23 protein-coding genes are annotated in these 21,669 nt (G+C 65.7%); 13 read left to right on the top strand and 10 right to left on the bottom strand.

What is annotated here, in order from left to right:
- The first annotated feature begins 27 nt into the window (after positions 1-27).
- From P8X75_02765 to P8X75_02755, 3 genes are all read left to right on the top strand, one after another.
- Positions 28-1,296 carry an MFS transporter gene (locus tag P8X75_02765; GenBank protein ID MEJ1994122.1) on the top strand — a complete coding sequence of 423 codons (1,269 nt, stop codon included), beginning with the start codon at positions 28-30 and terminating at the stop codon, positions 1,294-1,296.
- A gap of 94 nt (positions 1,297-1,390) precedes the next feature.
- Positions 1,391-3,052 (top strand): thiamine pyrophosphate-binding protein, encoded by a 1,662-nt coding sequence (locus P8X75_02760; GenBank protein ID MEJ1994121.1) that lies wholly within the window; start codon positions 1,391-1,393, stop codon positions 3,050-3,052.
- 221 nt (positions 3,053-3,273) lie between these two features.
- Positions 3,274-5,781: a PAS domain-containing protein gene (locus P8X75_02755; GenBank protein ID MEJ1994120.1), complete on the top strand. Its 2,508-nt coding sequence runs from the start codon at positions 3,274-3,276 to the stop codon at positions 5,779-5,781.
- Positions 5,782-5,800: 19 nt separating this feature from the next.
- Here P8X75_02755 and P8X75_02750 read toward each other — a convergent pair whose 3' ends face one another.
- On the bottom strand, positions 5,801-5,989 hold the full coding sequence (locus P8X75_02750; GenBank protein MEJ1994119.1) for a DUF2842 domain-containing protein: 189 nt from the start codon (positions 5,987-5,989) through the stop codon (positions 5,801-5,803).
- Between the two features lie 87 nt (positions 5,990-6,076).
- Positions 6,077-6,955, bottom strand: a complete 879-nt coding sequence (locus P8X75_02745) for a LysR family transcriptional regulator (GenBank protein MEJ1994118.1) — start codon at positions 6,953-6,955, stop codon at positions 6,077-6,079.
- A gap of 142 nt (positions 6,956-7,097) precedes the next feature.
- Here P8X75_02745 and P8X75_02740 point away from each other — a divergent pair, with 142 nt between their 5' ends.
- The 4 genes from P8X75_02740 (at position 7,098) to P8X75_02725 (ending at position 8,977) form a co-directional block, all read left to right on the top strand.
- Complete coding sequence (locus P8X75_02740; protein MEJ1994117.1) at positions 7,098-7,514, top strand: DoxX family protein; 417 nt, start codon at positions 7,098-7,100, stop codon at positions 7,512-7,514.
- Between the two features lie 135 nt (positions 7,515-7,649).
- Positions 7,650-8,108: a YcgN family cysteine cluster protein gene (locus tag P8X75_02735; GenBank protein ID MEJ1994116.1), complete on the top strand. Its 459-nt coding sequence runs from the start codon at positions 7,650-7,652 to the stop codon at positions 8,106-8,108.
- Positions 8,105-8,470, top strand: a complete 366-nt coding sequence (locus P8X75_02730; GenBank protein MEJ1994115.1) for a hypothetical protein — start codon at positions 8,105-8,107, stop codon at positions 8,468-8,470. The genes P8X75_02735 and P8X75_02730 overlap by 4 nt, the downstream gene beginning before the upstream one ends.
- 123 nt (positions 8,471-8,593) lie before the next feature.
- On the top strand, positions 8,594-8,977 hold the full coding sequence (locus tag P8X75_02725; protein ID MEJ1994114.1) for a response regulator: 384 nt from the start codon (positions 8,594-8,596) through the stop codon (positions 8,975-8,977).
- Here P8X75_02725 and queG read toward each other — a convergent pair.
- The 4 genes from queG to P8X75_02705 are packed head-to-tail and all read right to left on the bottom strand — an operon-like array spanning position 8,941 to position 12,915.
- A complete protein-coding gene (gene queG / locus P8X75_02720; GenBank protein MEJ1994113.1) occupies positions 8,941-10,071 on the bottom strand; it encodes a tRNA epoxyqueuosine(34) reductase QueG in 1,131 nt (376 codons plus the stop codon). The two genes, P8X75_02725 and queG, sit on opposite strands and share 37 nt — an antisense overlap.
- Positions 10,072-10,081: 10 nt before the next feature.
- The gene (tgt, locus tag P8X75_02715; GenBank protein MEJ1994112.1) at positions 10,082-11,215 is read right to left on the bottom strand and encodes a tRNA guanosine(34) transglycosylase Tgt; all 1,134 of its coding nucleotides are present in this window, start codon (positions 11,213-11,215) and stop codon (positions 10,082-10,084) included.
- The gene (queA, locus tag P8X75_02710; protein MEJ1994111.1) at positions 11,212-12,276 is read right to left on the bottom strand and encodes a tRNA preQ1(34) S-adenosylmethionine ribosyltransferase-isomerase QueA; all 1,065 of its coding nucleotides are present in this window, start codon (positions 12,274-12,276) and stop codon (positions 11,212-11,214) included. Before queA ends, tgt begins: the two co-directional genes overlap by 4 nt.
- Positions 12,277-12,324: 48 nt before the next feature.
- A complete protein-coding gene (locus tag P8X75_02705) occupies positions 12,325-12,915 on the bottom strand; it encodes a hypothetical protein (protein MEJ1994110.1) in 591 nt (196 codons plus the stop codon).
- A 201-nt stretch (positions 12,916-13,116) separates the two neighbouring features.
- Here P8X75_02705 and P8X75_02700 point away from each other — a divergent pair, with 201 nt between their 5' ends.
- Complete coding sequence (locus P8X75_02700; protein MEJ1994109.1) at positions 13,117-15,087, top strand: ABC transporter substrate-binding protein; 1,971 nt, start codon at positions 13,117-13,119, stop codon at positions 15,085-15,087.
- A gap of 17 nt (positions 15,088-15,104) precedes the next feature.
- Here the strand turns inward: P8X75_02700 and P8X75_02695 are convergent, their stop codons facing one another.
- Complete coding sequence (locus tag P8X75_02695; protein ID MEJ1994108.1) at positions 15,105-15,434, bottom strand: hypothetical protein; 330 nt, start codon at positions 15,432-15,434, stop codon at positions 15,105-15,107.
- 415 nt (positions 15,435-15,849) lie between these two features.
- On the opposite strand from P8X75_02695, the gene P8X75_02690 reads away from it, so the two are divergent.
- Positions 15,850-17,388: a gamma-glutamyltransferase gene (locus P8X75_02690; GenBank protein ID MEJ1994107.1), complete on the top strand. Its 1,539-nt coding sequence runs from the start codon at positions 15,850-15,852 to the stop codon at positions 17,386-17,388.
- Positions 17,389-17,403: 15 nt separating this feature from the next.
- On the opposite strand, the gene P8X75_02685 is transcribed toward P8X75_02690, so the two are convergent.
- The gene (locus P8X75_02685) at positions 17,404-17,898 is read right to left on the bottom strand and encodes a GcrA family cell cycle regulator (protein MEJ1994106.1); all 495 of its coding nucleotides are present in this window, start codon (positions 17,896-17,898) and stop codon (positions 17,404-17,406) included.
- 327 nt (positions 17,899-18,225) lie between these two features.
- On the opposite strand from P8X75_02685, the gene P8X75_02680 reads away from it, so the two are divergent.
- Complete coding sequence (locus tag P8X75_02680) at positions 18,226-18,771, top strand: hypothetical protein (GenBank protein MEJ1994105.1); 546 nt, start codon at positions 18,226-18,228, stop codon at positions 18,769-18,771.
- Between the two features lie 6 nt (positions 18,772-18,777).
- Here the strand turns inward: P8X75_02680 and P8X75_02675 are convergent, their stop codons facing one another.
- The gene (locus P8X75_02675; protein MEJ1994104.1) at positions 18,778-19,569 is read right to left on the bottom strand and encodes an enoyl-CoA hydratase-related protein; all 792 of its coding nucleotides are present in this window, start codon (positions 19,567-19,569) and stop codon (positions 18,778-18,780) included.
- Between the two features lie 88 nt (positions 19,570-19,657).
- Here P8X75_02675 and P8X75_02670 point away from each other — a divergent pair, with 88 nt between their 5' ends.
- Positions 19,658-20,062, top strand: coding sequence for a DUF423 domain-containing protein (locus P8X75_02670; protein ID MEJ1994103.1), 405 nt, complete (start codon positions 19,658-19,660; stop codon positions 20,060-20,062).
- Here P8X75_02670 and P8X75_02665 read toward each other — a convergent pair.
- Positions 20,012-20,368 carry a metalloregulator ArsR/SmtB family transcription factor gene (locus P8X75_02665; GenBank protein MEJ1994102.1) on the bottom strand — a complete coding sequence of 119 codons (357 nt, stop codon included), beginning with the start codon at positions 20,366-20,368 and terminating at the stop codon, positions 20,012-20,014. The genes P8X75_02670 and P8X75_02665 overlap by 51 nt on opposite strands.
- 75 nt (positions 20,369-20,443) lie before the next feature.
- On the opposite strand from P8X75_02665, the gene P8X75_02660 reads away from it, so the two are divergent.
- Complete coding sequence (locus P8X75_02660) at positions 20,444-20,701, top strand: sulfurtransferase TusA family protein (GenBank protein ID MEJ1994101.1); 258 nt, start codon at positions 20,444-20,446, stop codon at positions 20,699-20,701.
- A gap of 37 nt (positions 20,702-20,738) precedes the next feature.
- Positions 20,739-21,668: a histone deacetylase family protein gene (locus P8X75_02655; protein MEJ1994100.1), complete on the top strand. Its 930-nt coding sequence runs from the start codon at positions 20,739-20,741 to the stop codon at positions 21,666-21,668.
- Position 21,669: the final 1 nt, after the last annotated feature.

The following is a 21,669-nucleotide window of genomic DNA, read 5'->3' as shown; positions in this document are numbered from 1 at the left end:
CGCCAAGCAAGGACCAGCAGGAACGCAATGACCGACAGGCCAGCGCCAGCCGGGCAGCCAGCCCCGGCGCCGATCATGACGGCCGTTCTGACCGTCTTCCTGCCCTTCGCCGGCGGCTATTTCCTTTCCTACCTCTATCGCACGGTCAACGCCGTCCTCGCGCCGCGCCTGGTGGAGGAGCTGGGCATCGGCCCAGCCGACCTGGGACTTCTCACGGCGGCCTACTTCCTCAGCTTTGCGGCCTTTCAACTGCCCTTGGGCGTGCTGCTCGACCGCTTCGGGCCGCGCCGCGTGCAGTCGCTGCTGCTCTGTTTCGCGGCGCTGGGGGCCTTTCTCTTCTCGCGCGGCGAGGACCTGACGGCGCTCCTTGCGGGCCGCGCCCTGATCGGTTTCGGCGTCGCGGGCGGGCTCATGGCCTCCTTCAAGGCCATCACCCTCTGGTTCCCGCGTGAGCGCTGGGCGCTGGTCAACGGCTGCTTCCTGGCCATGGGCGGGCTCGGCGCGCTCTCGGCGACGGCGCCGACGGAATACGCCCTTCAGTTCTTGGACTGGCGCGGCGTCTTCCTGGTCTTGGCCGGGCTGACGCTGCTGGTCGCCTTCGTCATCTTCACCGTCTCGCCGGAGCGGAACAGCGGAGAGCGCTCCAGCTTGAAAGAGGCGCTGAAGGGCACCGGTCAGGTCTTCGCCGACCGGCTTTTCTGGCGCGTGGTCCCGCTCTCCGTGCCGATCGTGTCGTTCGGGCTCGCCGTGCAGGGGCTATGGATCGGCCCCTACCTGGGCGAGGTGGCGGGGCTCGAGGACGGCACCGTGGCCGGATACCTCTTCTGGACCGCCGCCAGCCTGACCGCCGGCTTCATCATCGCCGGTTTCCTGGCCGACCGGCTGGAGCGGATCGGCTTTTCCCTGCCGAGTTCCTTTTTCATCCTGGCGCTGCTCTTCATGGGCTCGCAGGTTCCCATCGTTTTCCAATGGAACCCCGAGGCGCTCTGGCCCTGGGTGCTCTTCGCGCTGACCGGTAACGGCACGGCCATCGTCTTCGCGGTGCTCTCGCGGCACTTCCCCATGGCGCTCTCGGGCCGCGCCAGCACGGCGCTCAACCTTCTGGTCTTCTCCGGCGCCTTTGCCACCCAGTACGCCATCGGCGCCATCATCGAGCTGTTTCCCGCCGGGGCGCAGGGCGGCGGCTCGCCGCTTGGTTACAAGGCCGCCTTCGGGGCCTTCCTGGTGCTCCAGGCGCTGGGCGTCCTCTGGTACCTGCTGACCGCACGCTGGGCGCCGGTGGACAGCAAGCCCTGACCGGTGGCGCTGGCGCGCTCCCGGCTTGCCGCGCTCCCGGCGCGCTGGCACCATGCCAGCATCCTCAAGGACTCCAAGCGAAAGGAAGCGAACTGTGCGCACGGGCGGGGAAATCCTGATCGATTGTCTTGTGCAACTGGGCTGCGACACGGCCTTCGGCGTGCCGGGAGAGAGCTATCTGGCGGCGCTCGACGCCATGACCCAGCATCCCGATTTCAGCTTCGTGATCTGCCGGCAGGAGGGGGGAGCGGCCATGATGGCCGACGCCCACGCGCGCCTGACCGGCAAGCCGGGCGTCTGCTTCGTGACCCGCGGGCCGGGCGCCACGAACGCCAGCGCCGGGGTCCACATCGCCCAGCAGGACTCCATTCCCATGGTGCTGTTCATCGGGCAGGTCGGGCGCGACATGATCGAGCGTGAGGCCTTTCAGGAAATCGACTACCGCCGCATGTACGGCCAGCTCGCCAAGTGGGTGGCGCAGATCGATCAGGTCGAGCGCATCCCGGAATTCCTGTCGCACGCCTGGCATGTGGCCCAGCAGGGGCGTCCCGGCCCCGTCGTGCTTGCGCTGCCCGAGGACATGCTGACCGATGCGGTCGAAGAGGCCGCCGGACTTCAGCCGGTCACGCCGGCTCTGGCCCATCCCGGTCCCGCGGAGATGGAACGGCTGAGCGCCCTGCTGGCTCAGGCCAAGCAGCCGCTGGCGATCCTGGGCGGCGGCGGTTGGACGGCTGAAGCCTGCAAGCAGGTCGAGCGCTTTGCCGAGGCCCATGCGCTGCCGGTCGCGGTTTCCTTCCGCTGCCAGTCCCTGTTCGATAACCAGCATCCCTGCTACGTCGGCCACGTCGGGATCGGCATCGACCCCAAGCTGGCCGCGGCGGTTCGGGAGGCCGACCTGCTGCTGGTGCTGGGCGCGCGCCTGGGCGAGATGACGACCTCCGGCTATAGCCTCGTCAAGCCGCCGGTTCCCGATCAGGGGTTGGTGCATGTCCACCCCGGCGCTGAGGAACTGGGGCGCGTCTACCAGCCCTTGCTGGGCATCAACGCGGCCATGCCAGCGATGGCGGCCGCGCTCTCCGACCTGAGGCTCGGGGCGAAGTGGGAGGAGCGTCGCGCTGCGCTGCGCGCTGCCTACGAGGCCTTCCGCCAGCCTACGCAATCGCCCGGGCCTCTCCAGCTTTCGCAGGTCGTGCGGACCCTGGACGAGCAACTGCCCGAGGACACGATCCACTGCAACGGCGCGGGCAACTATTCCGCGTGGGTGCACCGTTTCCACCCCTACCGCCGCTTTGGCAGCCAGCTTGCGCCCACCAGCGGGTCCATGGGCTATGGCACGCCGGCCGCGGTCGCCGCGAAGATCGCGCGGCCCGAGGCGACGGTGGTCGCCTGGGCGGGGGACGGCTGCTTCCTGATGAACGGTCAGGAGCTGGCGACAGCGGTGCAGTACGGCCTCAAGATCTTGATCCTCGTGGTCAACAACGGCCAGTACGGCACCATTCGGATGCACCAGGAGCGCGAGTACCCCGAACGCGTCATGGGGACCCAGCTCGCCAATCCCGACTTCGCGGCCCTGGCGCGGGCCTACGGGGCCTTTGGCGAAACGGTGGAGGAGGACGCGCAGTTCGCCCCCGCCCTGGAGCGCGCGATGGCGGCGCAGGGACCAGCCTTGATCGAGCTTCGGATTGATCCCGAGGCGATCACGCCCGCCACCACCTTGAGCGCGATCCGCAAGGCGGCGCTGGAGCGAGGCAACTAAGTGGGGTTGGAGAGTGGCGTCAGATCTTATTAGAAAACCCTAAAACGCACCTTCTATCTTTAGGCGCAGCGTTATGAAATCTACAAATAAGATTAAGAATGATTGATAACTATTGAATTAGATAGATAAATACGCCTGTCGATTGTGATAAATCGTTGGACAGCGACTCCCCTCTGATTCATCATTTGTAATTCGTGACGATAAAACTGGGGGTTGCTGGGTTGGACCAGTTCATCGTGAATGCGGGCTTGCTGGCCCTCTGCGCCATGGGGCTCGTCTTCGCGGGCCGTTGGCGGGGCTTCTTCAATGCCAACTCGCGTTTCTTTGGCGTCGTGACGGGCGTCGTATTCGGGCTGACCGTCCTGGCGCTGGTTTCCAACCCCTTCATATTGCCCAACGGCTCGGTGATCGACATGCGGGCGGGGCCGGTCGTCATCTCCGGCTTTGTCGGCGGTCCGATAGCGGCGGCGATCACTGCCTTGTTCGGAGCGGTCGCGCGCTATCAGGTCGGCGGAGATTTCGTCATTGGCGGGATGGTCTCCATGGCGGTTTATGGCGTCCTGGGTTGCGTCTTCGCCTGGCTCTACCGACGGTACTTTCAGCGGGACGCTGACCTGCTGGACTTCGTCGCTATGTCGCTGGTGGTCAGTCTGGCGGTGGCGCCCACCTTCTTCCTGGATCAGGGGCTGGAGCGGAGCTGGGCGGCCCTGGTCGCGGCCGGGCCGCTCGTGCTTCTCGGCAACAGCATCGGCATCCTGCTGCTGGGAGTGGCGGCCCAGCATGTTCTCAGCCTTGTCGCAGTCCGCGAGGAGATCCGCCTGAAGGGCAAGGCGCTGGATCAGGCCTCCAACGGCATCGTCATCGCGCGCGCCGACGGCAACCAGCAGAATGTTTACGTCAACAAGGCCTTCAGCCAGATCACCGGCTATTCGGAGAAGGAGGCGCTGCGCGGGTCCTGCCAGTTCCTTCAGCGCGGGGACCGCGATCAGGCGGGACTTCAACGGATCCGCCGCGCCATCGAGGAGGGCACCGCGACCCAGGCGGACATCCGCAACTACCGCAAGGACGGCAGCCTCTTCATCAACAGGATGAGCATCGCCCCCATCACCGGCGAGGACGGGCAGTTAACCCATTTCATGGGGATCATCGAGGACGTCACGGAGGTCAAGCGCACCGTCGATCTCTTGAGCTTCATCACGGACCGCCTGCCCGTGCTGCTCGCCTACGTCGGCGCGGATGAGCGCTACCGCTACGCCAACGCCCGCTACAAGCAGTGGTTCGGCGTAGACCCCGAGACGATGATCGGAAAGACGCTGCGCGAAGTCGTGGGCGAGGAGAACTACCGCGCGCTGCGCCCGCACATGGACTGCGCCCTCCAGGGACAGGAAAGCCGGAGCGAGATCGAGGCCGTGATCCCCAACATGGGGCGCCGGCTGGTGCGCGAACTGCTCTATCCGCAGACGGACGAGGATGGCGTGGTCAGTGGCTTCGTCGTGCTGGCCGAGGACATCACGGAGCAGCGCCAGGCGGAAGAGGAACTCCGCCAGTCCCAGAAGCTGGAAGCCGTGGGCAAGCTGACGGGCGGCATCGCGCACGACTTCAACAACCTGCTGGCGGTGGTGCTTGGCAATCTGGAGTCCATCAAGGCGGCCCACGACGAACGCGGCGGCGACCCGGCGCTCGACGCGTCGCTGGAGGATGCCATGCGCGCAGCGGAGACGAGCGCGGAACTGACCAAGAAGCTGCTCTCCTTCGGCCGCAGGGCGCCGCTCCATCCCGAGGTCGTCGATCCCAACGCCGTTCTGAGAGGCATCGAGCGGCTTCTCACCAACAGCGTGAGCGAGCGGGTCACCCTGCGCTACCGGCTTCAGGAGGGCCTGCGCGCCGTTCGCGTCGACCCCCGCATGCTGGAGAACGCCTTGCTCAATCTGGTGATCAACGCCCGCGACGCCGTCGGCGAAGGCGGCAGCGTGACCGTGGCCAGCGGCGCCATGATCGTGCGCCGGAGCGGGGAGGAACCCCGCTCCGATGCGCCTGTGTTGCGTCTGGGCGACCTGAAGCCCGGTTCCTATGTCACCCTCTCCGTGATCGACGACGGCGAGGGAATCTCCGAGGAAAACCTGGCCCGGATTTTCGAACCCTTCTTCACCACCAAACCGGCGGGGCAGGGCTCCGGCTTGGGGCTCTCGATGGTCTCCGGATTCTGCAGCCAGTCCGGTGGCGCCTTGCAGATCGCCAGCCGTGAAGGCATCGGCACCGAGGTCACGCTCATCATTCCCGACAGCGACTTGGCGCTATCCGAACGGCCCGCCGAGCCCGCCAGCCCGAGTGGCGGCACCCCCTGGAAGGGCTTGAGCGTGCTGGTCGTCGAAGACGAAGCGGCGGTGCGGAGGATGATGATCAAACGCTTGCATCAGCTCGGCTTCGAGACTTTCGAGGCCGGTGACGGCGACGAGGGCTTTGCCATCCTGTCCGGGGGTCAGCACCTCGATCTGATGATTACCGACGTGGTGATCCCCGGTGAGCGTCAGGGGCCCGCGTTGGTGAAGGCCGCCCGGGAAATGAGACCGGACCTGAAGGTGCTGTTCGTCTCGGGCTATCCGACCGAGGCCATGGCGCACTCGGGCTGGGTCGACCGGGGCGACAGGATCCTGATGAAGCCCTTCCGGAAGGCCGAATTGGAAACCGCGATCCGCGAGGCCCTGGGCGACTTGGTGGAGAGCCCCTGAGCGCCCGCCCGCCTGCCGCCTACTTCTGTGTCCAGTCCAGGATTTTGATGCAGGGATAGACGATGGCGATCCCCACCACGGCGTAGTAGAGCAGGCTCCAACCCACGGATTGCGGAAGAATCGCTTCGGCCAGCATGACCGCCGCCACGCTGTAGGCGGCCATGAAGACCACCAACAGAAGGTATCCGCTTGCCTTCTTGATTGTCATGCCGGGCAGTTCTCCTTCGCCTCAAAGCGCGCGCAAGCGCCGCACTCCCCGGCGAAGATAGTGTTCCGGAGCTGTCTTGCCCAGCCGTCAGGCTTGTTCCCCTGAAAAGAGCGCGGCTTTCCGGCGCAGGGCGCGGAAAAGCTCGTCGGTCAGAAGACGGATGCGCGCGACCGACCGCAAGCCCGGATGGGTCAGCAGCCATAGGTCGCTGTCCCACTCCTCCTGTGGTGCGAGTATCCGCACGAGGCGCGGATCGGGGTCGCCCACATGGCAGGGCAGCAGAGCCGCTCCCAGCCCCCTTGCCGCGGCCTCTCCCAGGGAGCGCATCGAGTTCACTCTGAGGACGGGTTGTCCGGGTCCCAGGACGCCGGCCAGCCACTTGCCATGTGCGCTGGGCCCCAGACCTTCTTCCCAGGTGACCCAGTTCTGAGCGTCGAGAGCGGTCTCGGCCAGCGCGGGTGTCGCGTAGACCGCGCTTGCGATCTTGGCGATGCGCCGTCCCAGAAGGTTCTCGGGAGGGGTCCGCGTGGGCCGCAGGGCCACGTCCGCTTCGCGCCGCGTCAGGTTCAAGAAGCGGTTGTCGGTCACCAGTTCGAGCCGGATCCGCGGGTAGCGCGCCCGGAAGTCGGCGAAGAGCGGCAGCAGGATGCTGTCGGCCAGATCGTCCGGGGCGGTGATGCGGATCAGCCCCGCCGGTTCGAGATCGCGCCCGGCGATCCGGTTCACCGTCGCCTCGGCGGCTTGGTCCATTGTCTCGGCGGCCCGCTGAAGCTCTTCGCCCGCCGGCGTGACGGCCATGCTGCGCCCGCCGCGCTCGATCAAACGCACGCCCAGCGCCGCCTCAAGGGAATCGAGCCGGCGGTAGACGGTGGAGGTCGTCACGCCCAGGCGCTGGGCCGCCGCGGGCAGGCCGCCGGCCCTCAGGATCGCAAGAAAGAAGCGGAGGTCGTCCCAATCCATCGTCATCGCCGGACCAGACCCATGATTCGCAAATATGAGAATTAAGTTCTGAAACTTTAGTATTTTGTTCCCGTCAACGCAAATCTATCTTCCTCGTCAAGCAAGTTTGGATCCCGTTGATCCGTTCAAGAGTTGGAGGAGAAATCCCATGATCGACAGCAAAACCGCTCCCTACGCCGCTCTCATCCTGCGCGTGTCCCTGGGCGTCATGTTTCTGGCCCACGGCCTCTATCTGAAGATTTTCGTCTTCACGGTAGGCGGCACCGTCGGGTTCTTTGAGTCCCTCGGCCTGCCGGCGGTCCTCGCCTATGCGACCATCGCCGCTGAATCGCTCGGCGGGCTCGCCTTGATCCTCGGGGTCTTCACCCGCTGGGTTTCGCTGGTGCTGCTGGGCGCGCTCTGGGTGCATTCCGGCAATGGCTGGCTCTTCACCGCCGAGGGCGGGGGCTGGGAATACCCTCTGTTCCTCGCCGCCGCCGCCCTGACCCAGGCTCTGCTCGGCGACGGGGCGCATGCCCTGAAACCTTCGGGTGGCGTTGCAAGGATGGTCAGCCAGTCCGCTTGATCCCCGATGCTCCCCAATTGAAAGCCCCGCTTCCCCTTCGCCGGGAAGCGGGGCTTTTCTTTTCCAGCCCGCTCCTCTAAGAAGCCCCTGCTTTGCGCCACGCGATCGCGCCACCTGTTCGCGCCGAGAGGAGCCATGAGCGGCCGGCAACCCTTCTGGAAGTCCAAGTCACTGAACGAGATGAACCGCGAGGAGTGGGAATCGCTCTGCGACGGCTGCGCGCAGTGCTGCCTGGTCAAGCTGGAGGACGACGAAAGCGGCGTGATCTACGAGACCGATGTCGCCTGCAAGCTGCTGGACTTGGGAACCTGCCGCTGCACGCGCTATGAGGAGCGCAGCCGCCTGGTGCCGAACTGCGTGACGCTCACGCCGGGGAACCTCTCCGAGTTGCCCTGGATGCCGCCGACCTGCGCTTACAGGCTGCTTTACGAGGGCAAGGACCTGCCCGAATGGCACCCCCTGGTCAGCGGCGACCCGTCCAGCGTCGCCAAGGCGGGAGCCTGGATTGCGCGCGATGCCGTCAGCGAGCTTGAAGTCGACGAAGAAGACCTTGAAGATCATGTCGTGGGCGCCTTGGACCTGGGGGACGAATGAAAAAGAAAACTTCGAGCCCGGAAGGGACGCTGAAAACAGAGCCGCGTCGCTGCTCGGCCAATCCGACCGGGCGCATCCTTCTGGCCTTCCTGGCGCTCCTGATCGTCTCCAGTTGCACGAACAGCACCACGCCGGTGCCGCCCGCGCGCAAGTTCGCCGATTCCGTCACGCGCGCCTTTCCCAGCGACGTTCGCGCGCTTTGCTATGGCAACGTGATCAACGATATCGAAGATATCCGCTACGACGCGCTGCAATCCTGTCCGGACGGGACGCAGAACATCTCCATTCTCGACCAGGACAGCTTCTGGACACCTTGTCCGGCCCTGCAGCCCGTGCGAATCACCTATCAATGCTTGAAGTAAATTCAGTTTTTCGCGCGTATCATTAGATTTAATTAGTATCGATTACATCTTTATGGCACTCTTTGATAAGTGTTATAAACTTTGACGATTGTCGTCTTTGAGTGAAGGTCGGAGCCGGGCTGAATGCGTGATGATAAGCTTCCCTTACGGGTACTGGTTACGGACGACGACGCCGAACTGCGGGGCGAGATTGTCGAGTATCTTGCCCGCAAGGGCCTTCAAGTCGAGGAAGCAGTCGATGGGGAAGAGGCCGTAGAGCGCCTGATCGCCATGCGTCCCGACGTTCTGGTGATGGACCTGGAAATGCCGGCTCTGGACGGCATCAGCGCTTACCGGAAAATCAGTACGCTGCCTGATCAGGACTGCGAAGTGATCCTGATGTCGGGCAGCGACGGCGAGCTGGAGCGCGCCCGCGAACTGGGATGCCGCCAAGTGATGCGCAAGCCCTTCAGTCTCTCCAACCTTCATGCCTATATCCGCTCGCTCTCGGGCAGCCACTCCTCCTGAACCGACGGATCCTTCTCTCTCTCCAGACGCTCGCGCCTCAGTTGGTCGAACGCTGTTCGGTCGAGCAGCCGCGACAGCGCCCAGACGGCGGCGCCGCGCACCAGCGGCGACCCATCGTCAAGCCGCGCCATGGCGGAGGGAACGACGCTCTCGCTCCCTGAGTTTCCGATGGCTATCAGAACGTTGCGCAGGAAGCGGTCGCGTCCGCTGCGCTTGATCGGACTGCCCGAGAAGTGCGCGCGGAAGGCGGCGTCGTCCAGCTCCGCAAGCTCCGCGAGCCGCGGCGCGGTCAAGTCCTGGCGCGCCTGGAGCGTGGGTTCGCCCGTCCCGCTGGCGAACTTGTTCCAGGGACAGACGGCCAGGCAGTCGTCGCAGCCATAGATCCTGTTGCCCATCAGGGGGCGCAGGCTTCGCTCAATGGGTCCCTTGTGCTCGATGGTCAGGTAGGAGATGCAGCGCCGCGCATCCAGGCGGTAGGGCGCGGGGAAGGCGTCGGTCGGGCAGACGTCGAGACAGGCGCGGCAAGACCCGCAGTGGTCGGCCTCCGGCGGATCGGGGGCAAGCTCCAGATCGCAGAATATCTCTCCCAGAAAGAGCCAGGAGCCGAACGCCCGCGAGACGAGGTTGGTGTGCTTGCCCTGCCAGCCGACTCCCGCCTTTTCCGCCAGCGGCTTTTCCATCACCGGGGCGGTGTCGACGAAGACCTTGAGCTGACAGCCGTAGCGCTCGGCCATCCAGCGGCCAAGCCGCTTCAGCCGCTTCTTGATCAGGTCGTGGTAGTCGCGGTTGCGCGCGTAGACGGAGACGGTGGCCTGCTCCGGCTCTTCCAGGGTCGCAAGCGGGTCTTCCTCTGGCCCGTAGTTCTGGGCCAGCACGATGACGCTCTTCGCGTCCGGCCACAGGGCCTGCGGCTCTCCGCGCTGTTCCGACCGCTCGGCGAGCCAGCCCATGTCGCCCTGAAGACCCTCGGCCAGGAACTGCCTCAGCCGGTCAGCGGCGACGCCGCCCAGATCGGCGGGCGCGAAGCCGACCGCATCGAAGCCCAGGGCAAGCGCCTGGTCGCGGATCTCCGCTTTCGGGTCCTCGGCCGTCATGGGGCTGAGTCTAGCCTTGGAGAGGCGCGATGTCGCCCTTGGCCTGCGCAGCCTCGAAGCTGGCCGCGAAGGGCTCCAGCCGGCCTTCCTCAATGGCCGCCCGCAGCCCCGCCATCAGGCTTTGATAATAGGTGAGATTGTGTTCGGTCAGCAGGATCGGCCCCAGCATCTCGTCAGCGCGGAAGAGATGATGCAGGTAGGCCCGGGAATGATCGCGGCAGGCGGTGCAGGGGCAATCCTCCTGCAGCGGCCTCGGGTCGTCCTGATGGCGGGCGTTTCGCAGGTTCACCGTGCCGCGCGGGGTAAAGGCCTGGGCCGTGCGGCCCGAGCGGGTCGGCAGGACGCAGTCGAACATGTCGACCCCCCGCCGCACCGCGCCCACCAGATCTGCGGGCTTGCCGACGCCCATCAGGTAGCGCGGGCGCTCCTCGGGCAGGTGGGGAATCGTCGCGTCCACCATGGAGAACATGAGCTCCTGGCCTTCGCCAACGGCGAGCCCGCCGATGGCGTAGCCGTCGAAGCCGATCTCTTTCAGGGCTTCCGCGGAGGCGCGGCGCAGCGCCGGGAAGACACTGCCCTGCACGATCCCGAAGAGGCCGTAGCCCTCGCGAGCGCGAAAGGCTTCCTTGCAGCGCGCCGCCCAGCGCATGGAGCGCTCCATGGAGCGCTTGGCCTCGGCCTCCTCGACCGGGAAGGGCGTGCACTCGTCCAGCACCATGGTGATATTGGCGTCGAGCAGGTCCTGGATCTCCACCGCCCGTTCAGGGGTCAGGGCATGGCGCCCGCCGTCGATGTGGGACTTAAAGGTGACGCCCTCTTCGGTAATCTTGCGCAGGTCGGCCAGGGACATGACCTGATAGCCGCCGGAATCGGTCAGGATGGGTCCCTGCCAGTTCATGAAGCGGTGCAGGCCGCCCAGGGCCGCGACCCGCTCGGCCGTGGGACGCAGCATCAGATGATAGGTATTGCCGAGCACGATCTGCGTGCCGGTGGCGCGGACCTGATCGCTGGTCAGCCCCTTGACGGTGGCCGCCGTTCCCACCGCCATGAAGGCTGGCGTCTCCGCCGTGCCGTGCGCGGTGGTCAGGCGCCCGCGCCGAGCCGCGCCGTCCCGGCCCAAAATCTCAAACCCCAGACCGCTCATGCCGGCAAGTCCTCTTTCAGCCGCTCCAGGAGACAGGCATCGCCGTAGGAGAAGAAACGATAGCCCTGCTGCTTGGCGTGTTCATAGGCCTGGAGCATCCGCCGCCGGCCGCTGAAGGCGCTGACCAGCATCAGGAGGGTGGAGCAGGGCAGGTGGAAATTGGTGAGCAGCAGATCGACGGCCCGGAAGGTGAAGCCGGGCGTGATGAAGATCGAGGTGTCCCCCTGGAAGCTCGTGACCGCGCCGCTCTCAGCCGCCGCCGTTTCCAGGATGCGCAGAGAGGTGGTGCCGACCGAGATGACGCGCCCGCCCGCTGCTTTGGTCCGGGCGATGGCGTCGGCTGTTTCCGGGCTTACCTCGCCCCATTCGCTGTGCATCTTGTGGTCTGCGATTTTCTCCACCTTGACCGGCAGGAAGGTTCCGGCGCCGACATGCAGCGTCACCGAGGCCGTCTCCAGCCCGCGCTCCTTCAGCGCCGCCATCAGCGATGGGGTGAAGTGCAGGCCGGCCGTGGGGGCGGCGACCGCCCCTTCACGCTTGGCGAAGATGGTCTGGTAGTCGCGCAGGTCCTGATCGTCGGCGCCTTCCTCGCGTTCGATATAGGGCGGTAGCGGCGCTTCGCCGTACTGCTCCAACGCCGCGTGCAGCGCCTCGGGCGGCATGTCGAAGGCGAGCAGCAGTTCGCCGCCCTCCTGCTTTTCCAGTATCTCGGCCTCGAAGCCTTTGGCGAAGACGATACCCTCTCCGGGTCGAAGACGCTTGGCCGGGCGGCAGAAGGCGCGCCACAGCAGGCGGCCCCGCTCGTCGGCGGGTTCGGCCTTGTGGAGCAGGGCTTCCACCTTGGCGTTGTTGCGGCGGCCGCGCAGGCGCGCCGGGATCACCTTGGTGTCGTTGAAGATCAGCAGATCGCCGGGGCGCAGCAAGCCGGGCAGATCGGCGACGATATGATCGGACAGACCGTCCGCGCCCACGCGCAGCAGCTTCGCGGACTCCCGCGGTTCCGCGGGGCGCTGCGCGATGAAACGGCGCGGCAGGTCGTAGTCGAAGTCGGACAGCAGCATGACGGCGCGCTTCCTAGCAGCTTTGCAGGCGTGCTGCCAGAGCCCTTGCTACCAGGGCTCTCCATGACGGCTGTCCCAGCGGAGCCCCAGAATGACGCGCGGTTCGCTGACCTCGCTCAGACGGTGGAAGGGGCGGCGGCGCTCTCCGGCGAATCCGGGCGCGGTCATCAAAAGCAGGTCGCCGGGTCCGTTGGGCACCTCTTGCGGGGCGGCCCCGCTACGGTCGGCGACGATCTCGAACTTGCCGCGCCCCTGGAACACCAGAATGGCGACCAGCCCTTGATAGCGGATGTGGTCGACGTGCGGGGTGATGCCCCGGCAACCGCTGGGATAGCGCTGCACGATCATGTCGTTCAACTCGAAGCCCTCTGGAAGCAGCGCCGGGGTGAGGGCGGAGGCGGCGTCCATCAAGTCTGCTGTGAGCGCCGCCGCCAGATCGTGAAAGGGACCGGTCTCGCCAAGCTCCATGCAGACTTCGAAATCCTGCTGCACCGCCTTCTCGCCCGTTCCGACGACGGGACGGGCTGGCCGGTAGGTGAGCCTGTCCGAAGCCTCCAGATAGGTATGGCAGATGCCGCCGCCGAGCCAGGGGAGACTGACTGCGTCCTTATGCTTGAGATCCGCCAGCGCTTGGGACAAGGCGTGCAGGTCTCCGCGGTCGCCCGAACGGGGCTGTCTGACAGAAGAAGTCTCTTGCGCTTTCATAACCGGAGAAGATCGGGCCTCTTGGGCTCTGCGGCAAGCCCCTCGGCCAACTAGCTCTAGCCAGCCGCGCCGGGCTTGGTACAAGATGCCCTCCGGCACCGGGCAGATCGTCGTGAGGGAGAAGACGAAAGAGCCATGATGAACGTGACTTCGCGCCGACTTCCAGGGCGCTTCCTGGTATTTCTCTGCTTGACGCTGGCGGCGGGTCTCGCCGGGTTCGTTCCCTTGGCCGCGCGCGCGGATATCGAGATCATGAGTGACGACTCCGCGCTTTCGACCGCTTTGCAGGAGACCCCGATCCTCGAGCAGGCCGTGGCTTCCGGGCAGACGCCGCCGGTTTCCGAGCGCTTGCCCGATACACCCTCCGTCTATTCACCCCTGCCGCCCGAAGTGCTTGGAGAGCAGGGCGGGGAGTGGCGCATGCTGGTGGGGCGGGAAAAGGACGTGCGGCTTGGCTTCGTCTATGGCTATGCCCGTCTCGTGGGCTACAGCGAGGCCTTGGAGTTCCAGCCCGACATCCTGAAGGAGGTCGTTGTCGAGGATGGCCGCGCCTTCACCCTGAAGCTGCGGCCCGGCCACCGCTGGTCGGATGGCGCGCCCTTCACCAGCGAGGACTTCCGCTACTGGTGGGAGGACATGGCGAACAACGAGGAACTGTCGCCGGTCGGTCCCCCGGCTTCGCTGATCATCGAAGGGGAGTTGCCGACGGTCACCTACCCGGACAGCTACACGGTCCGCTACGAGTGGAGCCGGCCCAACCCCTTCTTTCTCGCCAGTCTCGCGCGGGCGCTGCCCTTGGTGATCTACTCGCCGTCCCATTACCTGAAGCAATTCCACAAGAGCTATGCGGAGCCCGAGGCGCTCGCCAAGCGGGTGGAGGAAAACGGCATGCGCGATTGGGCGCAGCTCCATGGACGCCGCGACAACCTCTCGCGCTTCGACAATCCCGCGCTGCCGACTTTGCAACCTTGGATGCCTGTGACCGAGCCGCCCTCGACCCGCTTTGAGCTCAAGCGCAACCCCTTCTTCCACCGGGTCGACAGCGCGGGCAAGCAGCTTCCCTATCTGGACCAGATGACCATCGTGGTGACGGGCGGCGACCTGATTCCGGTGAAGAGCGGGGCCGGGGATGCGGACTTGCAGGCGCGGGGCCTGCGGTTCGACGACTACACTTTCTTGAAGCAGTCGGAAGAGCGCTCGGGCTATGAGGTGCGCCTCTGGGACACGGTGCGCGGATCGGAATACGCGATCTACCCCAACCTGACGGTCAGCGACCCGGTCTGGCGCGAATTGAACCGCGACGTCCGTTACAGGCGGGCCCTGTCGCTGGGGGTGAACCGGCACGAGGTCAATCAGGTGATCTACTTCGGCCTCGCCAACGAGGGCAACCAGTCGATCCTGCCGGGCAGTTCCCTTTACGATCCCGAACTGCGTCAGCGTTATGCCTCCTACGATCTGGAGAGGGCCAACCTGCTGCTGGACGAACTGGGTCTTACTCAGCGCGACGACCGCGGCATTCGTCTACTGCCCGATGGGCGGCCGATGGAGATCGTGGTTGAGACGGCCGGCGAAAGCTCCCTGGAAAGCGATCTGCTGGAGCTGATCGGGGACTCCTGGCTGAAGCTCGGCATCAAGATATTCAACAGGCCGATGCAGCGCGAGGTGCTGAGAAACCGGGTCTTTGCGGGCGAAACGGTGATGACCCTCTGGCTCGGCTACGAGAACGCGGTGATCTCGCCGGGCATGAGCCCCGAGGAGTTCGTACCGGTGCACCAGGACAGCTTCCACTGGCCGAAGTGGGGCCAGTACCACGAAAACAAGGGCGCGTCCGGCGAAGGCATCGACATGCCGGTCGCTCAGCGGCTGATGGGGCTATACGAGAAGTGGGTCGCTGCGCGATCCACCGCCGAGCGGCGCGCCATCTGGAAGGAAATTCTGGAGATCCACGCCGATCAGGTTCTGACCATCGGACTGGTCGCGCAGGTGCCTCAGCCGGTCGTGGTCATGAACGGGTTCGAGAACGTGCCGGAAAAGGCGATCTACAACTGGGATCCCGGCGCGCACTTCGGGATCTACAGGCCCGATACCTTCTGGCAGCAGCGCTAAGGGTTTGATCCGCGCCGTCAGGTTTCCGTGGCGCTGCCCTTTGGGTCCGCCTCGGGCTCTTCTGGCGCTTCTTCCGGCGCCGTTTGGGGCGGGTTCTTGCGGCGGATGATGATGTCGCCGCGTTCGTTCATTTCCGGCATCTCATACTGCGGAATCTGCAGCAGCATCAGTTCCAGCGCGCGCATCAGGGTATCGAGGCCCTCGATCGCGAGTTCTTCCGGGCTCTGTTGCGCCTCCCCTTCGGCGCCCGGTTCCTGGGCCAGCACTGGATGGGCCGCGAGGCCCAAGACCAGGGCCAAGGCAGGCGCCGCCCTGCGGATCGGGAGAGAGTGGATTGCGGCTTTCATGCGAAAGGATATCCTTCGTTCCTGAGAGGTTATAATACTAAGATGGGGTCGAAAAGGGCCGCTGCAAACCCGCGCAAGTGAAAGAGAAGGAGCCATTGCGCGCCTTGCACGAGAGACTTGTATCAATTTTTGTATTGTGGCACTTTTCTACCGTTGGTTATCGAAGGGGGGCGGGTAACTTTTTGAGCCATCCCCCTGTTTTCAGATGAGAGGTCGAGGACAGAGCGGCCATGCCGTCGAGCGGCAGAAGGACGCGCGCTCTCCTGGACCGAGGATCACCCTGGCCCCCCAGGGTTAAACTAGAGGCGATAGACCCTTCGCGGGTCTCTCGCCTCTCTTTTTTTGCCTTTCGTCAGGGGCTGTGCCATTACGGCGAGGCGTGTTCGGAACACAGTCTGGCCAAGGGGGAAGGGCGGTGACGAAAGGGGCCATCGCGGCAGGACATCCCACCACCGCGAAGGCGGGCGCAGAGGTCCTGCGCGCCGGCGGCAACGCCTATGACGCGGCGGTTGCGGCGCTGGCGGCGGCCTGCGTTGCCGAACCGGTTCTGGCGTCCTTTGGCGGCGGCGGCTTCCTCCTGGCCGCGCCGAAGACCGGAAAGCCCTGCCTCTACGATTTTTTCGTGCAAACGCCCAAGCGAAAGCGGCCTGAGCAGCAACTGGAGTTCGTGCCGGTGGACTGCGACTTCGGGCCCGCCGTGCAGCGCTTCCACATCGGGCTGGGCGCCTGCGCCACACCCGGCGTCCTGGCCGGGATGGAGGCGGTTCACGCAGAGCTTTGTAAACTGCCCCTGGCCGACTTGCTGACGCCGGCGGTGGCGGCGGCGCGCGACGGCGTCGCCTGGCGGCGTTTCGATGACTATGCCCTTGGGGTTGTCGGTCCCATCTGGCGGCACCGGCCGGAGACAGCGGCGGTCGTCTCCGGCTTTTCGAAGTCCCAGCCGCTTCGCCAACCGCTGCTCGCCGGCTTTCTGGAGGAGATCGGGCGCAACGGCGTGCGCAGCTTCTACGAGGGTGAGCCCGCCGCGCGGCTGGCCGCTCTCTGCCGGGAGCGGGGCGGCCTACTGACGCGGGCTGATCTGGCGGAGTACCGGGTCGCAAAGAACGATCCGCTCGAGGTCTGCTTCGCCGGGGCCAGGGTGCTCATCACCCCGCCGCCTTCCTCCGGCGGTCTCTTGATCGCCTTCGCTCTCCAACTGGCGGAGGCTCTGGGCCTCGCCGATGTGAGCGATCCGCTGGAGCGTCTGGCCCTGCTGGCCCCCATCATGCAGCAGACGAACAAGGCGCGGGTCGATTCCGGCCTGTCCTCGGTCGAGGACGAGCGGGCCGAGGGTGACGCCATGGCACGCCTGCTCGACCCGGAGTTTCTGGCGGTCTATCGGGAGCGCATCCTGGGGGCGGATTCGGTCAGCCGGGGCACAACGCACATCAGTGTCGTGGACGCAGAGGGCAACCTGGCCGCTGTCACGCTTTCCAACGGGGAGGGCTGCGGCCATCTGCTGCCGGGCACGGGCATCCACCTCAACAACATGCTGGGGGAGGAAGACCTGAACCCCGCTGGCTTTCACGCCTGGCGGCCGGACAGCCGCATGGTGTCAATGATGGCGCCGACGGCCGCGCTCCTGCCTGGTGGCGGGCGCCTGGCGCTGGGGTCGGGTGGGTCCAACCGCCTGCGCACGGCAATCCTCCAAGTGCTGCTTGGGCGGCTCTCCACCGGCAGCGACCTCAAGCAGGCTGTGCGGGCAAGCCGCCTGCACTGCGAGGGCAGCAAGGTCTCCTTCGAACCGGGCTTTCCCGAAGGCGCCGCCGAGCTGCTCGCGCGCTTCGGTGAGACCGACCCCTGGCCCGAGACCTCCATGTTCTTCGGCGGCGTGCATGCCGTCGAAATGGAAAGCGGCGGCCAGGTCATGGCCGCCGCCGATCCCCGCCGGGCGGGGGTGTCGCTGGTGGTTTAGCGGATAGGGGCCGCTTCAGGCGGCTTCGGTCTCGCTGCTGCTGCGGCTCTTGGTGATGTAGGCCTTGGAGCAGTGTTCCGCGCAGTAGGGCTTCCCGGAAACCGAGGGCTCGCCGCAGAAGTGGAAGTCCGCATCGCCCGGATCACCGATCGGCCAGAGGCATTCGCTGGAGCCGGAGGCGGCGCGCGAGGCGCGGCGGTTGAGCACGGGAGAGCGGCGCTCGGTCTTCTCTTCCTCTTCGATCAGCGGCTTGGCCGGCCGGCAATGCATGGCCGTGGCCGACATCTTCGAGGTGTTGAGTTTCGGCGTCACCAGGGTCGGCTTGCCGCTGCGGGGCTTGGAAGAGCCGCCGCGCTTGATGGGAGAGGGCCGGGCGGGCAGATTGAGGCGGTGCGCCTTGCCGACCACGGCGTTCTTGGAGACCCCCAGGGCCTTGCCGATTTCAGAAGCGCTGAGCCCCTGTTCCCAGAGCTTCGTCAGTTCACCGATGCGTTCATTGGTCCAAGTCATCTGCCCCTCCGTCCTTCACGCGGTCTCAGTAAGCCAAATTCACTAGATATGGTGGGCTGTCCTGTTGAAAACACGATATCCAGTGTGTTCGAGGGAGTCGAGTCGCAAGGAATCTTTTGTTGTGGATAGATTGCCGGGGCGGTTACGGGCGAATCGGCAGAACGCCTGGACTGTGTTAGAGTTCCCCCAATCAGGAAACGGAAGGAAGACCAGCCCCGCCGCGCTTAGTGCGTTGTCTGTCGCGCGCAAGCTAGTGGCCTCTCAACAGAAGGCATAGCGTCCCGACCGTTTCTTATATTAGTCCTCACTCAGGGAGAGGGGCTCACCATGCAGATCGTCATTGACGGCAAGGATTTCAAACGTCTCAGCAGCGTCGCACAGGCCGAGATTCTGGGCCTGGTCAGCGATCTCGGCTCCACCGCCAAGAAGCAGGCGAAAGCCGCGCCGAAGGCGGCCGCGACAAGCCAGCTCGAGGCGAAGAAGGAAGCGGTTCAGACGGAGACCGAGGGTTTGCGCTGGCGCGAGCCGGTGGATCTCGATCTGGACCAGTGCCGCCGCCTGACCGCAGGCATGACCAAGAAGCAGCTCGATATCCTGAAAGCCTTCTCGAGCAAGAGCGGGCGCGCCAGCATGAAGAAGCTGCTGGAGGTCACCGGCGAGAAGGACCTTCACGGAATATCCAAGTTCCAGGGCCTCGCCACGCGCCATCTGCGCCACATCATCAAGGACCCGCACTACAAGGCGCAGCTCTTCGCCTGGGACTTCGACAAGACCAAGTGGGACAAGGGCAAGACCATGATCGTGGACGGGGAGTACTACGTCTCCCCCACGACCGCCGAGTCCCTGCGCAAGTTCTTCAGCAAGGCGGCCTAGGGCGGGTCAGCTACCGGAAAAGCGGGGCTTGCGTTTCTCCTTGAAGGCCGCGAGCCCCTCTTTGAAATCGTTGCTGCGCGCGGCTTCTGCCTGCAGGTCGCGCTCCAGGTCCAACTGCGCGCCATAGCCCCCGGCGCCGCCCTCCTTCAAGGCGCGCTTGATGAGGCCGTAGGAGCGCGTCGGCCCCGCGGCAAGACGCAGCGCGAGCGCTTCGACGCCCGCCTCGAGCTCAGCATCGGGCAGACAGCGGTAGATCATCCCGAGCGAGACCGCTTCGCGCGCCGGAAGCTCCTCGGCCAGCATCATCATCGCCTTGGCCCGGGCCGTCCCCACCAGACGGGGCAGCGCCCAGGTGCCGCCGCAATCGGGCATCAGGCCGATGCGCGCGAAGGCCTGCAGGAAGGACGCGCTTTCGGCGGCCAGGACGAGATCGCAGGCCAAAGCCAGATTACAGCCCGCCCCGGCGGCGATGCCCTGGACTTGGGCGATCACCGGTTTTTCCATGGTCGCGATGGTCATCAACACGGGGTGATAATAGGCGTCTAGGGACTGCGCCACGGCCTCTCCCGGGTCGCCCTCGAAGAGGGCCGCCTCGGAGAGGTCCTGTCCGGCGCAGAAGGCACGGCCGCTGCCGGTGAGGACCACTGCGCGGATATGGTCGTCCTTGGCCAGATCCTTCAGGGCGCGCCCCAGCTCTTCAAGAAGGGGACGGGTCAGGGCGTTCATGCGGTCGGGACGGTTGAGCGTGATCTTGCCCAGCGCGCCTTGCCGTTCCAGGATCAGGAGGGACTCGGTCATCTTCGACAATCTCCGGAGCGGAGGGATGGGGAACTCTCCGGTTAGACTGCCATTCCCCGGGGCCGGCAGAAAGAGTGAGAAGCACGCCATGAACTCAATTGGATCGACGGAGCGCGGCTTCGTTCCATCTTGGCTCCTGATGGCCGCGCTGTTCGGCTTGCTGGGTGTGGGCTTCGGGGCCTTCGCCGCGCACGCCCTCCAGGGCTCTCTGGAGCCGAAGGCGCTGGGTTGGGTTGAGACAGCCAGCGACTATTGGCTTGCCCATGCGCCGCTTCTGCTCGGCCTCTCCTTGCTGCTCGCGCGCAGGCCCAGCCGCGCCTTCCTGCTCAGCGCCTGGTCGGTAGCTTTGGGGGGGATGCTGTTTTCCGGCTCGCTGGTGGTCATGGCCTTGAGCGGAGTGACGGCGCTTGCCTGGATCACGCCGCTGGGCGGGGTGCTTCTGCTACTCGGCTGGGGCTGTCTTGCCGCCGGCGCCGTTCGCGTCCGCCATTGAGCCGCCGCGCCCACCCTCGGCGAAGAGCTCATGCAGACGATCGAGCAAGGGAATGACCCGCTCGCCGTTGAGCGAATAGTAAATCGTCTGCGCCTCGCGGCGGGTGGAGACCAGATTGTCCCGGCGCAGCTTCGCCAGGTGCTGGGAAAGCGCCGATTGGCTCAAGCCCACCTTCTCGCTGAGCTCGCCCACGGCATGCTCGGCGTGGGCCAGGTGGCAGAGAATGGACAGACGCCTGTCGTTAGCCACCGCTTTCAGCAGCGAGCTCGCAGGTTTTGCAGCGCGATCTAGACCCTGGTATCTCATGTCGTGAGAGGTATCTCTGCAGAACCTCTAATCAAGGGCTGTCGAATAGATTTTTTGCAGTGCGAAGAGGACGGCATGACGGAGTCTGAGAAACAGGGCGGTGATCCGGCGATGGAACTGGACGCGAGCGGCCTGAAGTGCCCCTTGCCCGTCCTCAAGGCGCGCAAGGCGATGAAGAGCTTGGCGAGCGGAGACACCATCCGCGTGCTTGCAACGGACCCTTCCGCGCTTCAGGATTTCCCGGCCTTTTGCGAGACCACGGGCCATGAACTGTTGGAGGCGGTCGAGGAGGAGGGGCGCTACCGTTTTCTGATCCGCAAGGCGGACGGCTAAAGCGGAAGGCTGACGCGAGAGAGCGAGAGGGATTGCCATGACGACAGTGCTCTACAGCCACGAAGCCTGCGCCGCCCATGACCCGGGCGACGGGCATCCCGAACAGCCTTTGCGTTTGAAGGCGGTGCTGTCGGCGCTGGAGGGCCCGGAGTTCAACGCACTGGAGCGGCGCGAGGCGCCCCGCGCCGAGCGCGCGCAACTGACCCTCGCCCATCCGGCGGACTATGTCGATCAGACCCTGGCGAGCGTTCCGGAAAGCGGGCGCGCCAGACTGGACAGCGACACCATCGTCTCCGCCGGGTCCGGCGAAGCTGCCTTGCGGGCGTCCGGCGCGGTCTGCGCGGCCGTCGATGCCGTGATGGCGGGGGAAGCCGCCAACGCCTTTTGCGCGGTGCGCCCGCCGGGGCACCATGCCGAGATCGCCCAGGCAATGGGCTTCTGCCTGTTCAACAACGTCGCCATCGGCGCCCTGCATGCGCGTGAGGCGCATGGCTGCAACAGGGTCGCGGTGCTGGACTTCGACGTGCATCACGGGAACGGAACCCAGGCGATTTTCTGGGACGACCCGGACCTGATGCTGATTTCCAGCCACCAGATGCCGCTCTATCCCGGCAGCGGATCGGCGCAGGAAAGAGGGGCGGCGGGCAACATCCTGAATCTGCCGCTCCATCCCGAAAGCGGCTCCGATTCTTTTCGAGAGACCTGGAGCGACGTAGCGCTGCCCAGGCTCGCCAGTTTCGATCCGGATTTCATCCTGGTTTCGGCGGGATTCGACGCGCACGAGGCGGACCCTCTGGCCGCGCTCCGGCTGGTTGAGGAGGATTTCGCCTGGATCACCTCGGAAATCCTCAGCGTGGCGGCCTCGGCCTGCGGTGGCAGGGTGGTCTCCACCCTGGAAGGCGGCTACGATCTGGACGCCCTGGGCCGAAGCGCTGCGGCGCACGTCCGCGCCCTGATGGCGGCCTGAG

It is taken from the genome of Limibacillus sp., from assembly GCA_037379885.1.
Taxonomy (GTDB): Bacteria; Pseudomonadota; Alphaproteobacteria; order Kiloniellales; family CECT-8803; genus JARRJC01.
The sequence above is the reverse complement of the archived record's forward strand: the minus strand, read 5'-3'. Positions and strand labels throughout refer to the sequence as shown.

Excerpts from the sequence above, each read along its gene's own strand:
- P8X75_02765 (MEJ1994122.1), top strand. The coding sequence starts at position 28 with ATGACCGACAGGCCAGCGCCAGCCGGGCAGCCAGCCCCGGCGCCGATC.
- P8X75_02750 (MEJ1994119.1), bottom strand. The coding sequence starts at position 5,989 with ATGACAATCAAGAAGGCAAGCGGATACCTTCTGTTGGTGGTCTTCATG.
- P8X75_02745 (MEJ1994118.1), bottom strand. The coding sequence starts at position 6,955 with ATGACGATGGATTGGGACGACCTCCGCTTCTTTCTTGCGATCCTGAGG.
- P8X75_02740 (MEJ1994117.1), top strand. The coding sequence starts at position 7,098 with ATGATCGACAGCAAAACCGCTCCCTACGCCGCTCTCATCCTGCGCGTG.
- P8X75_02735 (MEJ1994116.1), top strand. The coding sequence starts at position 7,650 with ATGAGCGGCCGGCAACCCTTCTGGAAGTCCAAGTCACTGAACGAGATG.
- P8X75_02730 (MEJ1994115.1), top strand. The coding sequence starts at position 8,105 with ATGAAAAAGAAAACTTCGAGCCCGGAAGGGACGCTGAAAACAGAGCCG.
- P8X75_02725 (MEJ1994114.1), top strand. The coding sequence starts at position 8,594 with ATGCGTGATGATAAGCTTCCCTTACGGGTACTGGTTACGGACGACGAC.
- queG (MEJ1994113.1), bottom strand. The coding sequence starts at position 10,071 with ATGACGGCCGAGGACCCGAAAGCGGAGATCCGCGACCAGGCGCTTGCC.
- tgt (MEJ1994112.1), bottom strand. The coding sequence starts at position 11,215 with ATGAGCGGTCTGGGGTTTGAGATTTTGGGCCGGGACGGCGCGGCTCGG.
- queA (MEJ1994111.1), bottom strand. The coding sequence starts at position 12,276 with ATGCTGCTGTCCGACTTCGACTACGACCTGCCGCGCCGTTTCATCGCG.
- P8X75_02700 (MEJ1994109.1), top strand. The coding sequence starts at position 13,117 with ATGATGAACGTGACTTCGCGCCGACTTCCAGGGCGCTTCCTGGTATTT.
- P8X75_02695 (MEJ1994108.1), bottom strand. The coding sequence starts at position 15,434 with ATGAAAGCCGCAATCCACTCTCTCCCGATCCGCAGGGCGGCGCCTGCC.
- P8X75_02685 (MEJ1994106.1), bottom strand. The coding sequence starts at position 17,898 with ATGACTTGGACCAATGAACGCATCGGTGAACTGACGAAGCTCTGGGAA.
- P8X75_02680 (MEJ1994105.1), top strand. The coding sequence starts at position 18,226 with ATGCAGATCGTCATTGACGGCAAGGATTTCAAACGTCTCAGCAGCGTC.
- P8X75_02675 (MEJ1994104.1), bottom strand. The coding sequence starts at position 19,569 with ATGACCGAGTCCCTCCTGATCCTGGAACGGCAAGGCGCGCTGGGCAAG.
- P8X75_02670 (MEJ1994103.1), top strand. The coding sequence starts at position 19,658 with ATGAACTCAATTGGATCGACGGAGCGCGGCTTCGTTCCATCTTGGCTC.
- P8X75_02665 (MEJ1994102.1), bottom strand. The coding sequence starts at position 20,368 with ATGAGATACCAGGGTCTAGATCGCGCTGCAAAACCTGCGAGCTCGCTG.
- P8X75_02660 (MEJ1994101.1), top strand. The coding sequence starts at position 20,444 with ATGACGGAGTCTGAGAAACAGGGCGGTGATCCGGCGATGGAACTGGAC.
- P8X75_02655 (MEJ1994100.1), top strand. The coding sequence starts at position 20,739 with ATGACGACAGTGCTCTACAGCCACGAAGCCTGCGCCGCCCATGACCCG.